Source organism: Streptococcus oriscaviae (assembly GCF_018137985.1).
In the GTDB taxonomy this organism is placed as follows: domain Bacteria; phylum Bacillota; class Bacilli; order Lactobacillales; family Streptococcaceae; genus Streptococcus; species Streptococcus oriscaviae.
This window is the reverse complement of sequence record NZ_CP073084.1, coordinates 1446167-1460754: the sequence shown is the minus strand read 5'-3', so window position 1 is coordinate 1460754 and position 14588 is coordinate 1446167. Positions and strand designations below refer to the sequence as shown.

Sequence of the window (14588 nt, the reverse complement as noted above, 5' to 3'; positions counted from 1 at the left end):
TCCTAAATTTTCTTAAGTATACTCCTTTATATTTGGTTTGTCAATATGTTTTGTTAACGACAAAAATATCTGACGGCAAAATAGCCATCAGATAGGTGTTTAGTCAACTGTTTCTAATTGGCTTAGGCGCTTGTTTTGACGGCGATAGGTAGTCGTCAAGTCTAACAAGTTTTCTTCAATAGCTGGGGTTAACTGGTCTGCCGTCATCCGCCATACCCAGTTGCCGCCTAAAGTGTTTGGCAGGTTCATCCGGGCTGTGCCGTCCAAGTCTAACAAATCCTGCATGGTGACAACAGCCATAAAGGCAACTGAGCCGAATAAGGTTCGCAACATGGTGTGGTTGATAGACTCATCCGGTCTGCGGTTGGTGTAACGATCCAAGTATTCCTTGGAGGCGTCATCCAGCTCTTTTTCATACCAGCCACGAATGGTGTCGTTATCATGGGTACCTGTATAGGCAACCACATTATTGCGGTGGTTGTGTGGCAACTCGATGCTATCTCCCTTTGGATCAAAAGCAAATTGCAACACCTTCATTCCTGGGAAACCTGTTGTTTCTCTGAGTTGGATAACCTTATCTGTCACAGTTCCTAAGTCTTCTGCAATAATGTTCAGATCTCCCAATTCCTGACGAATGGCTGCAAACAGCTCAAAACCAGGCGCTTCTACTCGATAGCCATTAACAGCTGTTTCTTCTCGGGCAGGGATTTCCCAGAAGGAGGCAAAGCCGATAAAGTGGTCAATGCGCACCATATCATACATCTTAAAGCTTTCCCTCAACCGCGCAATCCACCAGGTAAACCCATCTGCCTTCATGGTATCCCAGTCATAAATTGGATTACCCCAGAGCTGTCCAATTTCAGAAAATGCATCCGGCGGACACCCTGCTACAACACTTGGACGGCCCTCTTCGTCCGTTTTAAAGAAGTGTGGGTTTGCCCACATATCAGACGAGTCTGCTGCGATATAGATAGGCATATCACCGACAAACTCAATCCCCTTCTCATTGGCATAGGTTTTAAGAGCCTTCCATTGGCTAAAGAAAAGATACTGAGTGATGCGGTGGTAATCCATTTGCTCTGCTAGGAGCTGACGGTAGTGTTCTAGGGCATGAGCCTGTCGCAGACGGATGGCATCGTCTTCCCATTCTGTCCAAGCCTTGAGGTCAAAATGTTCCTTGATAGCCATGTATTCTGCAAAAGTGTGGATCCAGAAGTCATTTTCTCTCAAAAACGCCCAATATTCTTCTGGCAAACCGTGAGATTTGAGAGTCGCTACCGCCTTTTCAAGTACAGGTCGGCGACCGTGGAAGATTTTAGCGTAATCGACTTCTTCAGGATTGCTGCCAAAGTCAACCCCTTCCAAATCACTGGGACTGAGCCAGCCGTTTTCAATTAAGAAATCAATATCAATAAAGTGCGTGTTGCCTGCAAAGGCAGAGAAGGACTGATAGGGAGAATCCCCGTAACTGGTGGTTCCTAGGGGCAGGATTTGCCAGTAGCGTTGCTTGGTGCGGACGAGAAAATCAACGAATTCGTAGGCCTCTCGACCGAGCGAACCAATGCCATACTTGCCCGGCAAGGACGAAATATGCATCAGTACCCCACTTTGACGTTCTTTCATATAGGTATACCTCGGTCAGTGAAATTAAATAGTTTAAGAAAGTTGTTTGACGCGCAAACGTTTGCTACACCCATTATATAATGATAGCGCTAACAAATCAAGCAGAAATAAAGCATTTTTTCATTTTTATCATTATCTCCCCTTTTTCTTCTATTATATATCACTTTTCTAGAGTAGGACTTTAAAATTTTTTATAATTTCCTCGCAAAAACTCTTGCAAACGCATTCAACTTGTAGTATAATTACTTTAGTTTAAGAAAACGTTTGCGTTAAGCTGACGTATCATCAAATTTATTTTTATTCTTGGAGGGAATAATATGAAACACAAACTTCTTAAGAGCGTAGCTCTTCTTGCTGCATCCACTGCTGTCTTGGCTGCTTGCTCGAACTCATCAAGTTCTTCAAGCTCATCAGAGGCAAGCAAAGAACTGACAGTCTACGTTGACCAAGGCTATGAGGCTTACATCAACGACGTGAAAGCTTCTTTCGAGAAAGAAAATGGCGTGACTGTTACCGTTAAAACAGGTGATGCTCTTACAGGTCTTGACAACTTGTCACTCGATAACCAATCTGGTTCAGCTCCAGACGTTATGATGGCACCATATGACCGCGTAGGCAGCCTCGGTGCTGAAGGTCAGCTTGCAGAAGTGAAATTGGCTGAAACAAGCAAAACAGATGACGTTACAGAAACTCTTGTAACATCTGGCGGAAAAGTATACGGTTCTCCAGCAGTTATCGAAACCTTGGTAGCTTACTACAACAAAGACCTTGTTTCTGCAGCACCTAAGACATTCGCTGAATTGGAAGAATTGGCTAAAGACAGCAAGTACGCTTTTGAAGGTGAAACTGGTAAAACAACTGCCTTCCTTGCTGACTGGACAAACTTCTACTACGCATACGGACTTCTCTCAGGTTACGGTGGTTATGTATTCGGTGAAAACGGTACAGATCCTAAAGACATCGGTCTTGCAAACGAAGGTGCTGTAAAAGCAATTGAATACGCAAAAACTTGGTATGAAAAATGGCCTCAAGGTCTTCAAGATGCATCTGCTGCAGGTAACTTGATCCAAACTCAATTTACAGAAGGTAAAACAGCAGTTATCATCGACGGCCCATGGAAAGCAGCTGCTTTGAAGGAAGCTGGTGTAAACTACGGTGTAACTACCATCCCAACTCTTCCTAACGGTGAAGCTTACCAAGCCTTCGGTGGTGGTAAAGCATGGGTTATCCCTTCAGGTTCTAAGAACGCTGAATTGGCTCAAAAATTTGTTGACCACTTGACAGCTACTGAACAACAAAAAGCTCTCTACGACGCAACAAACGAAGTGCCTGCTAACACTGAAGCTCGTGAGTACGCTGTAAGCAAGAACGACGAATTGACAACAGCGGTTATCGAGCAGTTCGCATCTGCACAACCAATGCCAAACATCTCTGAAATGAGCACAGTTTGGGAACCGGCTGCTAACATGCTCTTTGAAGCAGTAAGCGGTAAGAAAGATGCTAAAACTGCTGCAAACGATGCTGTTCAGTTGATTAAAGACCAAATCGCTCAAAAATACGGTAACTAATCACTAATCGAACATAAAGTGGACTGGGAATTCCCCCAGTCCACTTTTCTTAAAAGCAGTCTATTACTATGTCAGTGTCACCGGGAGGAGAGGAAGTCTGACCTAAACTTCCCCCTCCCCTTTTATTTAAAAGGAGATTTTATGACTAAACAGCAAAATCCAGGTAAGGCACTCCTCTTGTCCCTTATCCCAGGTCTTGGACAGATCTATAACAAGCAAAAAGCCAAAGGATTTATCTTTTTAGGAGTTTCCATCGCCTTTCTCGCTTATTTCCTTACAATCGCAGCTGCTGAGTTGAGCAACTTGATTACCCTCGGTAGCGTCCGCGGGCAAGACAACTCCCTCTTCATGTTGATTCGCGGGTCACTCCACTTGATCATCCTTGTGGTCTATTTGGCTTTTTATGCCCTGAACCTAAAAGATGCCTATCAAACGGCCAAGCGTTGGAATGCGGGAATGCCTGTTGCAACTACCTTCCAAGAAATGCTGAAAAATATTTACAGCAACGGCTTCCCTTATTTATTGATTATCCCTTCTTATATTGCAATGACCTTTGCTATTATCTTCCCGGTCGTTGTAACCCTCTTTATCGCCTTCACCAACTACGATTTCCAACATTTGCCACCAGGCGCACTGTTGGACTGGGTAGGCGGTACCAACTTCGCTAACATCTGGCAATTGAGTACCTTCCGTTCTGCATTTGGCTCTGTCCTTTCTTGGACAATCATTTGGGCTCTCTGCGCTTCTACGGCTCAGATTGTTATCGGTATCCTGACCGCTATCATCGCAAACCAGCCATTCATTAAAGGAAAACGTATCTTCGGTGTTATCTTCCTTCTTCCTTGGGCTGTTCCTGCTTTCGTGACCATCTTGACGTTCAGCAATATGTTCAACGATAGTGTCGGTGCAATCAATACACAGGTCTTGCCTTTCTTGAGCAAATTCTTGCCATTTATCGATAACTTCTTGATTCCTTGGAAGACTGACCCATTCTGGACCAAAGTAGCCCTTATCATGATGCAGGCTTGGCTTGGATTCCCTTATATCTATGTCTTAACCTTGGGTATCTTGCAGTCTATTCCAAACGATCTCTACGAAGCTGCCTATATCGATGGCGCAAGTGCTATCCAGAAATTCCGCAACATCACTCTGCCAATGATTCTGGCCGTTGCAGCACCAACTCTGATTAGTCAGTACACCTTCAACTTTAACAACTTCTCTATCATCTACCTCTTTAACAACGGTGGCCCTGGTAGTGTCGGAGGTGGAGCTGGTTCAACAGATATTCTTATCTCATGGATTTACAAGCTAACAACTGGTACAGCACCTCAATACTCAATGGCCGCAGCCGTAACCTTGATTATTTCCATGATTGTCATCAGCATTTCGATGATTGCCTTTAAGAAACTAAATGCCTTTGAAATGGAGGATGTGTAAGATGAAATTATCTGTGAAAGCAAAACGCCGCATCAACCAGACATTGACCTATCTCTATCTGATTACCCTGTCTGTCATCATCATCTATCCTCTCTTGATTACCATCATGTCCGCCTTCAAATCAGGTAACGTGGTGGCCTTCAAGCTGGATAGCAACATCAACTTTACCTTTGACAACTTTAACAAACTCTTCAGCGAGACACTGTACGGCACTTGGTACCTCAACACCTTGATTATTGCACTCTTGACAATGGTCATCCAAACGAGTATAGTTGTACTTGCAGGATATGCTTATAGTCGTTACAACTTCTTGGCTCGCAAGCAGAGTTTGGTCTTCTTCTTGATTATTCAAATGGTGCCTACCATGGCTGCCCTTACAGCCTTCTTCGTTATGGCCCTCATGCTCAATGCGCTCAACCAAAGCTGGTTCCTCATCTTCCTTTATGTCGGTGGTGGTATCCCAATGAACGCTTGGCTCATGAAAGGCTACTTTGATACGGTGCCAATCTCTCTTGATGAATCTGCAAAACTAGACGGTGCTGGTCACTTCAGACGTTTCTGGCAAATCGTCCTCCCTCTCGTTCGTCCAATGATTGCGGTGCAAGCACTCTGGGCCTTCATGGGACCTTTTGGAGATTACATCTTGTCCAAATTCTTGCTTCGTGAAAAGGAATTTTATACTGTTGCGGTCGGTCTTCAAACCTTCATCAGTGATGCAAAAAATCTGAAGATCGCTTACTTTGCGGCAGGGGCTATACTCATCGCCCTCCCTATCAGTATCTTATTCTTCTTCCTACAAAAGAACTTTGTATCTGGTTTAACAAGTGGTGGTGACAAGGGATAAACTTTGTCCCACCCTTTTCCCGTTTTGGGGCCAGAAGTTCTTTCCTGAATCTCTAAAACTCTCATCTATTTACTACTAGAAGAAAGGTTGGTTTCTCTGTGCCCTATCCATTTTCCTACTTTTCAAGCCTTATCAGCCCTCACAAAATTTTTGGCAACCGCCACTTACTAACCCTCTGGCAGCGCTTGTTTACAACTATCTTTTTGATTGCGCTCTTGGTTATTCCTTCATCCCTGCAAACTGTGACACTAAAAACCTATCCGCTTGATAACTTTGTAGAAGGTGTTTACGATCCGTTGACAGATGAGGTGATGACCGACTTGAGTCAGCACATCCAAGTGACAGATGGCCAGTTGACTTACACTGGAAACAAGACCTATGAAAACATTACATTTGGCGACCAAATCAGTACAAGTTCCGGTTTTTCCTATCAGTTCCAGACAGATCGGTTACTCATTCGTAAAGGAGAATCCCTGCTGGTGGATGTGCCTTACCAAGACTTCAGCAGCCGTGACTTTGCAGACAAGGATTCGCTATCGGCAGCCATTTCGCGCGTCTGGTACCAGCAGAACCGCATTCCTGTAAGCCTGAGCATTACCTTCGTTTCCGCCTTCATTCTGGCAGCCAATATGCTCTTTATCCTGCTGGGGGCTACCTTCTTCTTATACCTGACTAAGAAGTCCAAACTGTTTCATTTTAATAGCTTCAAAGAATGCTACAACTTCTCTCTCAACTGTCTCGGACTTCCCACTATTATCGCCTGTCTAGTTGGCTTCTTTGGCCAGCCCTTGACAACACTTATTACAACACAAAATATCCTTTTTGTGTTACTCTTAATCTGGGTATTTTTCAAGACAAAATTTAGAGATAGGACTTAGGAGGTTTTTATGCGTGCTACCATTAAAGACGTTGCTAAATTAGCCGGCGTTTCGCCTTCAACGGTTACCCGTGTTATCCAAAATAGCCCGTCCATCAGTCAAAAGACCAAGGACGTGGTACGCAAAGCAATGAAGGAACTCAACTACCATCCGAACCTTAACGCACGAAGCCTAGTGAGCAGCTACACGCAGGTCATCGGGCTAGTACTGCCAGACGATTCAGATGTCTTCTACCAAAACCCCTTCTTCCCAACAGCTTTGCGGGGAATTTCTCAGGTAGCCGCAGATCACAACTATGCCATCCAAATCAGCACTGGAAAAAATGAAGAACAACGACTAGAGGCAATTTCTCAGATGGTCTATGGCAGACGGGTAGATGGGCTCATCTTCTTGTATTCCAAACCAGATGACCCGCTTGTCCAGTTGGCCATTCAGCACAAGTTTCCTTTCCTCATTCTAGGAAAGGCAGCTTCGCCTTTTATCTCCCTAGTTGACAACGACAATATTCAGGCAGGTTTTGAAGCGACCAGTTACTTTATCAACAAGGGTTACAAGGATATTGCCTTCGTAGCCGGTAACAAAGAGTTGGTCGTTTCCCAAGACCGTTATCAGGGCTATAAAAACGCCCTCAAAGCCTATAATCTTCCTCTTGATGAGAACAAGGTCAAATTCGTTTCCGGTTTCCTCTTGGAAGACAGCTCCTACAAGATTACTAAAAAGCTAACCAAACAAAAACTGGATGCGATTGTAACAACAGATACCATGGTGGCAGAGGGTATCGTCCGCTATCTGGATGAAATTGGCACAAAGCTGCCTATTATCTCCTTCGACTCTGTAAAACCAAAATTGAATATTGACGCCTATGTGGACGTCCACGCCATCAAACTAGGACGCGTAGCTTTCAACACTCTCCTTCAAATCATTAACGATAGCAAAGAAGACAAGCAGGTTTGCTACCGCCGCGTCATTCCACATACTATTATCGAACTTTAACAGAAAGGAGCCTTTTGGTTCATGGCATTACGACAATTCCAAGCTTACTTAGACGATGTAGCTACGATTCGCTTGGTCATGGAAAAACGATTCGATGCTGAACAGATGCATTTTACCGTCGAATCAGCAACTACATCCCAACTCTTTATCCATTCAAGAATTGAAGACAAGGATCTGGTTATCTACCAATTGACCAGCCTGACCGCTCTCAATCTGGAAACCAATTACAAGGTCTACGACCAAGACCGCAACGCCTGTGAATTGGGCTACGGTCATATCGTCCGCTCCAAACTCTTTGACCAACTCTTTACCTACGATCAGGAAGATTTGGGAGCTAGTTACAGCCCGACCCATACCACCTTCAAGCTGTGGGCCCCAATTTCCAAACATGCCTTTCTCGTTTTGGAAGGCCAACCCCATGCGATGAAACGGATGGAAAAGGGTGTCTGGCAGGTAAGTGTTGATGGCGACTTGGAAGGAAAAAGCTACCATTACCTCCACAAGATGAACGGTGAGTGGATTGGGGTACATGATCCCTACGCCCTGTCATCAGAGGCTGGACATGGCGACAGCTACGTTATCAACCTAGAAAAACTTGCCAAACCACGTCGGGCTAAGACCCAAGTACCTATGTCTCAAGCTATCATCTATGAAATGAGCGTCCGTGACTTTTCTTGGCAAAAGGAGGCTGGCTTCAAACATCGCAGCCAATTTCTCGGTTTGACCGAATCTCCCCAGCTAAACGGCCTGACACTAGGGATGGACTATGTAAAGGACTTGGGAGTAACCCATATCCAGCTGATGCCTCTCTACGACTTTGGCAGCGTGGATGAAACTTATCCGCAAGCGGTCTACAATTGGGGTTACGACCCCGTTCAATACAACGTTCCAGAAGGCTCATTCTCTAGCCAGCCCAACGATCCGTACGCGCGTATCCTTGAGCTGCAAGAAGCCATTCAAGCCTACCACGACGCAGACATCAGCGTGATTATGGACGTCGTTTACAACCATGTCTACCACGCTGAAGAATTCTCCTTTGAGCGCATTGTTCCAGGCTACTTCTACCGCTATGACCACAACGGCCAGCGAACAGACGGAACCTTCTGTGGCAACGATGTCGCCAGCGAACGCAGCATGGTACGAAACTATATCAAACAGTCCGTCAAACAATGGGCTAGCATTTATGGTTTTGATGGTTTCCGTTTTGACCTGATGGGGATTATCGATAGCGAAACCATGAACCAAATTGCCGATGAATTGGCGGCCATTCACCCAAATGCCTACATCTACGGAGAGGGTTGGAAGATGGGTACCGGCCTAGCCTTTGAAGAATTGGCTCACCAGTATAATGCAGAGCAATTGCCGACTATCAGCTTCTTCAACGATGACTACCGTAACACGCTGAAAGAAGTGCTGCTAGAGCCGCAACAACTCGTCTACAAGCAACTTCATGAGAAGATTCAACACCTGCTCACCGGAAGCCGTTATGGTCACTTCCTCAGTCCACGTCAATCACTCAACTACATCGAGTGCCATGATAATGCAACAGCCTTCGACTACTTCCACATCCAAAACCCACAGTGGACTACCCATCAGCAAAAACGGGCTGCCAGTTTAGGTCTTCAGCTAACATTGATTTCGCAAGGGATGGCCTTTATCCACAGTGGTCAAGAGTTCTTCCGCACCAAGGACGAAATCGACAATACCTATAACATTCCAGACCGTATCAACCGTTTGGACTGGACACGGGCCCTACGCTATCAAGAACATATCGAATTTATCCGCGCGCTCATTGCCTTCCGCAAGGGCAATCCGAGCCTAACCCAGGATAGTTACGACACCATTCATGATAGCTGTGATTTCTACTGGTTGACAGAGTTTGTCCTCCGCTATCGGGTTACCTCCGAAACAGGGACTATCCAGTTTATCATCAACTTCGCAGATACAGACTTTACCTTTGAAAAAGAAGACGGCAAGACCATTCTCTTCAACTATCCACCTATCGAGGACGAAGACAGCCCAACCATTCGTCTGGCAGGTCAAAGCATCTCGATTTCGATGAAGTAAGTCTACTAGCTCAGATTGAAGAAAGCCCATTTGGGTCAACTTTCTTCAATCTTTTTCTTTTCATCAAAAACAAAAAAACTCCTAGAAATGCGAAACGATCACATTTCTAAGAGTTTTTTATGTTGTACCCATTTGTAGGGGGCGACGTTTTGAAAATTACCTGTGCGGCAACTTGTACTTTATTCAGCCGCCATCAAATCCAACAGCTTGCGTCCTACGCGCTCAATATCATTTTGTAAACCGCGTAGCTCAAAGTTGTCTAAAACCGGAAAACCAAAGCGTTCCGCATATTGCTTGGCGGTGAGGCAGTACTGATGATTGAAATTGCGGTTGCCCGAACCGACCACTCCCAAACAGCGCTTGTAATTGTCCTTGTAGGCAATAAAATCCCCCAGAGGATTGGTCAAAATCTCGACATCCCCATTGTCTACTCCATTTCCTCCCTCTAGGTAGGTAGGCAGAAAAGCTGCAAAAGGAGCATCTAGGGCATAAAAAGGAATTTCCTGTTTGACCAGATCTTTGACATGCACTGTTTCTACATCTAAGTCCGATTGAAACTGTAAGAAGGTTGTCAGGCGTTTGACAAAACTCTCTGTATTGCCGCTTAGGCTAATATAGACTAGGTAAAGTTTGTTGTTCATTGTTTTCCTATCATTATGTAGCTTCCATCAATCGCTTTCGACAAAGCGACCGATAATGTTTACGTTATCTGATACCGATACAAAGGCTGATTTATCAGCCTTTTTCATGATATATTTGAAATCCGTGAACTCTGCTCGGGTTATGATGGTTAGCAAAATCGTTTTCTGTTCATGATTGTAGGCTCCTTCAGCCCCATTGATAATAGTCACCCCACGATGCAGTCGCTTGTGAATCATCTTGATAACACGCTCCGGATGACTCGTAATAATCATGGCCTGCATCCGCTTTTGTTTGACAAAGATAACGTCTGTCATGCGACTGGAGATAAAGAGAGCTACCATGGAGTAGAGGGCATACTGCCAGCCAAAGGTCATCCCAGCAATCAACATGATACTTGCATTGACAATGAGCGAGATGCTTCCTACCTGCTTGCCCGTTTTCTTGCGAATCAGAATACTGACAATATCTGTTCCCCCGCTAGATACATTATTGCGCAAGGCAAATCCGATTCCTGTTCCGAGCATCAAGCCACCAAAAATGGTATTGACCAAGGGGTCGTTAGTTAAGGTCACATGGGGCATGAATTGGATAAACAAGGAGCTGAAAGAAACGGTAATGAAGGTAAAAATGGTAAACTTGTTGCCAATTTTGTACCAGGCCACTATCAGCAAAGGAATGTTGAGGCCGTAGTAAACCAAGGCAATCGGAACATCCAGCTGGGCATAGGTTTCAGCAAGAGCAGATACTATCTGGGCCAACCCCGTCACCCCTGACGAGTAGACCTTCCCCGGCCTGAAAAAGAAGTTGACGGCAATGCTGGACAGAAGGCCATAGATGATGGAGCCGGAAATCCGTTCCGCATACTTCTCCTTGGAGATGCTAGAAATAACTGACCAGAATTTATTTTTTCTTGCCTTGCGGATAAATTGTATGCGTAGTTTTCTGAAAAATTTATTCATTTTCAACTGTAATGGAGAGAGCGAGTTCCTCTAACTGTGCTGTGGCAACTCGGCTTGGAGCCTGAGTCATCGGGTCAGAAGCCTTGTTGTTCTTAGGAAAGGCAATCACTTCACGAATATTGTCCTCTCCTGCAAGCAGCATGACAAATCGGTCTAAACCGATAGCCAAGCCACCGTGTGGCGGGAAGCCATATTCCATCGCCTCTAAAAGGAAACCAAATTGTTCATTGGCATCTTCTGCAGTGAAGCCAAGTGCTTTAAACATCTGCTCCTGCATCTCCTTGCGGTTAATCCGCAAACTGCCGCCACCCAGTTCGTAGCCGTTGAGAACGATGTCGTAAGCTACCGCACGAACCTGAGCCAAGTCACCCTCAAGATGGTGAGCTGTATCCTGAGTAGGCAGGGTAAATGGATGGTGGGCACTCATGTAGCGCCCTTCTTCTTCAGACCATTCAAACATTGGCCAATCCACAATCCACAGGAAGTGGAACTTGTTTTCATCAATGAGGCCCTGCTCTTTGGCCAGACGCGTACGAAGGGCGCCGAGGGTATTGTTGGCCACTTCCAGTTCATCTGCCACAAAGAGAACCAAATCCTTGTCAGCTAGTTGTAAACCTTCTGTCAAGTTTGCTGTAATGTCTGTTAAGAATTTCGCGACAGGCCCAACTAGCTCGCCCTGGTCGTATTTCACCCAAGCCAATCCCTTGGCACCAAACTGTTTTGCGTAGTCTGTCAGCTTATCAATATCTTTTCGGGAGTAGCTCTCCGCTGCTCCTTTCACTACGATAGCCTTGACAACTGGCGCCTGTGAAAAGACTTTGAAATCAATCTCCTTGACAAGTTCTGTCAAGTCCTGCAGGAGCATCTCAAAGCGGGTATCCGGCTTATCACTGCCATAGAAGTTCATGGCATGGTCATAGGACATACGAGGTAGGGGGAGGCTAATATCAATTCCCTTGGTATCTTTCAATACCTTAGCAATCAAACCTTCCACAATATCCTGAATTTCCTGCTCGGACAGGAAGGAGGTTTCCAAGTCAACCTGTGTAAACTCGGGTTGACGATCCCCGCGCAAGTCCTCATCGCGGAAGCATTTGACAATCTGGTAGTAGCGGTCAAAACCAGCATTCATCAATAACTGCTTGGTAATTTGCGGACTCTGCGGCAGGGCATAGAAATGCCCCTTAGACACCCGGCTTGGAACGAGGTAGTCACGCGCCCCTTCCGGCGTAGACTTGTTCAGCATCGGTGTCTCAACATCAATGAAGTCCAAGTCATCCAAGTAATTGCGAATGCTGTGAGTCACCGCAGCCCGCAGTTTAAAGTTGGCCAGCATCTCCGGACGACGGAGATCCAGATAGCGGTAGCGCAAGCGAGTATCTTCGCTAGCCTCGATACCATCCTTGATTTCAAATGGTGTTGTCTTGGCTGTATTCAAAATGGTAAGACCGGTTACTTGTAACTCCACTGCTCCAGTAGGCAAACTCTCATTGACCTGCTCACGATCCACCACAAGACCTGTCACTTCGATAATATATTCACTGCGCAGGCTCTCTGCCTTTGCCATCAAGTCGCTCGTAACTGTTTCAGGATTGATGACCAGCTGCATAATTCCCTCACGATCTCGCAAATCAACAAAAATCAACCCACCCAAGTCACGGCGACGGCCTACCCAGCCCTTTAAAGTAATTTCCTGTCCGACATGCTCCTTGCGAACACGTCCAGCATACATAGAACGTTTCATAAATTCCCTCTTTTACTGATATAATACCTATTCATTCTATCATACTTTCAGGTACTTTTGGGGAAATTGTACGCATTTTCTCAGTGAAAATCAGAAAAACCAGCATTAGTTTGCTGGCTTTTGATAGAGCATATCCATATGCGGGATTCCGTCTTCTAAATAAACTTCAGAAACCTGTTCAAAGCCTAAGGAAGCATAGAAAGCTTCTAGGTAAGCTTGAGCCCCAATTTTTATCCTGTCTTCCTTCAAAACTCGAACAATATAATCAATGGCTTGTTGCATCATGGGTCTTCCCAAGCCTTGGCCACGATGGCTGGCCCTAATGACAACGCGGCCGATTGAGGCTTCATCATAGGAAAGACCCGGCGGTAAAATCCGCAAGTAGGCGACTATTTCTCCATTTTCCTGAGCAAAAAGGTGGTAGGACTGCACATCTTTACCATCTACCTCTGGGTATGGACATTCTTGTTCCACAACAAACACGTCTGTCCGAAGGGCCAAAATTGCGTAAAGTTCCTTCAATGTCAATTCATCAAATGCTTTTAATTGCCAGTCCATCAGTCAACCACCTTTTCAAATTCAACAGCCACTGTTGTACCTTGCGCCCCCTCCTTGGCTAGTTGTTGGAAAGTTAGGAGTTGGGCACTTTTTTTCTCAATCTCATAGCGCGTTCCATCTGTTGCGGTCAAAAGAACCTGGCCTTCTTCTAGGGTCAAGGTAGCATCTGCTACGAGGACATAGTCCCCGGCAGAAATACTCCATTTCCCATTATCTTCGTCAAATTCATAAGTGACATTCCAAGCCTTGCTGTGCCAGTCACCTTCTAACCAAGCGGCAGTTTCCTTGCTTTCGTTTTTGCAGGCTGCCATTGTCAGGAGAGATAGGCAAGTGATAAGGAGTAGCATATATTTCTTCATCATGGTAAGGTATTCCCCGCTTTCTGATAAATTCTGTACCATTCTGGTCGTGTTAATTGAATCGTTCCTGCCTGAGCTATCTTTTGAATTCGCTCAGGATTCATAGAACCGACGATAGTCTGAATATTGGCTGGATGGCGCATAATCCATGCCACAATAATCGCTTCACAGGAAACGTTGTATTGGGCTGCTAAGTCTGCCACCGCCTGATTTAACGCCTCATAGTCCGGATGGTCAATAAAGATTCCCTTCTGCAGACTGATCAAGAAGGGTGACCAAGCCTGAACGGTAATGTTCTTCAGTTGGCAATAATCCAATAAACCGCCGTCCCGCATCGTGGCCGCATCTTCCTTCATATTAACATGAAGACCCGCATCCAAAAGCGGTGTATGGGCAGGTGAAAATTGCAGCTGGTTCACAGCCAGTGGAGCCTCTAGGTAGGATTGGAGCAGTTCCATCTGATAGATATTCTGGTTGCTGACACCAAAATGTCGAACCTTTCCGGCTTTTTTCAGTTGATAGAATGCCTCAGCCACCTCTTCTGCCTCCATGAGCGCATCTGGCCTGTGGAGAGCCAGAACATCCAAATAATCGGTTTCCAATCTGGAAAGAATCCCCTCTACGGAGCTGATGATATGCTCCTTGGAAAAGTCAAAATAGCCTTTGCGGATACCGCATTTGGATTGGAGGAATCGTTCTTCTCGTTTGCGCCCCAGAAGCTTGCAAGCCTGAGCGAAACGCCTTTCTGACTCCCCGCCACCATAGATGTCGGCATGATCAAAGAAGTCTATCCCAACCTGTGCGGCTGCATCAAGAACCTTGGCCGCCTCTTGTGGAGTTAGGGTCGCCATCCGCATGTAGCCCAGAGCAATCCTTGAAACTTCCAAACCTGTCTGACCTAGTGTTTGTTTCATAC

At 45.5% G+C, this 14588-nt stretch carries 13 protein-coding genes; 6 read left to right on the top strand and 7 right to left on the bottom strand.

Going from position 1 to position 14588, the window contains the following annotated elements:
- Positions 1–99: 99 nt before the first annotated feature.
- Positions 100–1623 carry a 4-alpha-glucanotransferase gene (malQ, locus tag INT76_RS07535; protein ID WP_212569854.1) on the bottom strand — a complete coding sequence of 508 codons (1524 nt, stop codon included), beginning with the start codon at positions 1621–1623 and terminating at the stop codon, positions 100–102.
- Between the two features lie 317 nt (positions 1624–1940).
- Between malQ and INT76_RS07530 the strand changes: the two genes are divergently transcribed.
- The 6 genes from INT76_RS07530 (at position 1941) to pulA (ending at position 9410) form a co-directional block, all read left to right on the top strand.
- Complete coding sequence (locus INT76_RS07530) at positions 1941–3191, top strand: extracellular solute-binding protein (RefSeq protein ID WP_212569853.1); 1251 nt, start codon at positions 1941–1943, stop codon at positions 3189–3191.
- Positions 3192–3332: 141 nt separating this feature from the next.
- Positions 3333–4628: a sugar ABC transporter permease gene (locus INT76_RS07525; protein WP_212569852.1), complete on the top strand. Its 1296-nt coding sequence runs from the start codon at positions 3333–3335 to the stop codon at positions 4626–4628.
- Between the two features lies 1 nt (position 4629).
- Positions 4630–5472 carry a sugar ABC transporter permease gene (locus INT76_RS07520; protein ID WP_212569851.1) on the top strand — a complete coding sequence of 281 codons (843 nt, stop codon included), beginning with the start codon at positions 4630–4632 and terminating at the stop codon, positions 5470–5472.
- 98 nt (positions 5473–5570) lie between these two features.
- Positions 5571–6350 carry a DUF1189 family protein gene (locus INT76_RS07515; RefSeq protein ID WP_249116138.1) on the top strand — a complete coding sequence of 260 codons (780 nt, stop codon included), beginning with the start codon at positions 5571–5573 and terminating at the stop codon, positions 6348–6350.
- A gap of 9 nt (positions 6351–6359) precedes the next feature.
- Positions 6360–7343 (top strand): LacI family DNA-binding transcriptional regulator, encoded by a 984-nt coding sequence (locus INT76_RS07510; protein WP_212569850.1) that lies wholly within the window; start codon positions 6360–6362, stop codon positions 7341–7343.
- Positions 7344–7364: 21 nt separating this feature from the next.
- On the top strand, positions 7365–9410 hold the full coding sequence (gene pulA / locus INT76_RS07505; RefSeq protein WP_212569849.1) for a type I pullulanase: 2046 nt from the start codon (positions 7365–7367) through the stop codon (positions 9408–9410).
- Between the two features lie 179 nt (positions 9411–9589).
- On the opposite strand, the gene nrdI is transcribed toward pulA, so the two are convergent.
- The 6 genes from nrdI to INT76_RS07475 all read right to left on the bottom strand — a co-directional run bounded on the left by nrdI (position 9590) and on the right by INT76_RS07475 (position 14586).
- Positions 9590–10051: a class Ib ribonucleoside-diphosphate reductase assembly flavoprotein NrdI gene (nrdI, locus tag INT76_RS07500; protein ID WP_212569848.1), complete on the bottom strand. Its 462-nt coding sequence runs from the start codon at positions 10049–10051 to the stop codon at positions 9590–9592.
- Positions 10052–10078: 27 nt separating this feature from the next.
- Entirely contained in the window at positions 10079–11017 is a 939-nt protein-coding gene (locus INT76_RS07495; protein WP_428843974.1) for a YitT family protein, read from the bottom strand.
- Positions 11004–12755, bottom strand: coding sequence for an aspartate--tRNA ligase (aspS, locus tag INT76_RS07490; protein ID WP_212569846.1), 1752 nt, complete (start codon positions 12753–12755; stop codon positions 11004–11006). Before aspS ends, INT76_RS07495 begins: the two co-directional genes overlap by 14 nt.
- Before the next feature lie 105 nt (positions 12756–12860).
- The gene (locus tag INT76_RS07485; RefSeq protein ID WP_212569845.1) at positions 12861–13313 is read right to left on the bottom strand and encodes a GNAT family N-acetyltransferase; all 453 of its coding nucleotides are present in this window, start codon (positions 13311–13313) and stop codon (positions 12861–12863) included.
- Complete coding sequence (locus tag INT76_RS07480) at positions 13313–13675, bottom strand: hypothetical protein (protein ID WP_212569844.1); 363 nt, start codon at positions 13673–13675, stop codon at positions 13313–13315. The genes INT76_RS07485 and INT76_RS07480 overlap by 1 nt, the downstream gene beginning before the upstream one ends.
- Positions 13672–14586, bottom strand: a complete 915-nt coding sequence (locus INT76_RS07475; RefSeq protein WP_212569843.1) for an aldo/keto reductase — start codon at positions 14584–14586, stop codon at positions 13672–13674. Before INT76_RS07475 ends, INT76_RS07480 begins: the two co-directional genes overlap by 4 nt.
- Between the last annotated feature and the right edge of the window lie 2 nt (positions 14587–14588).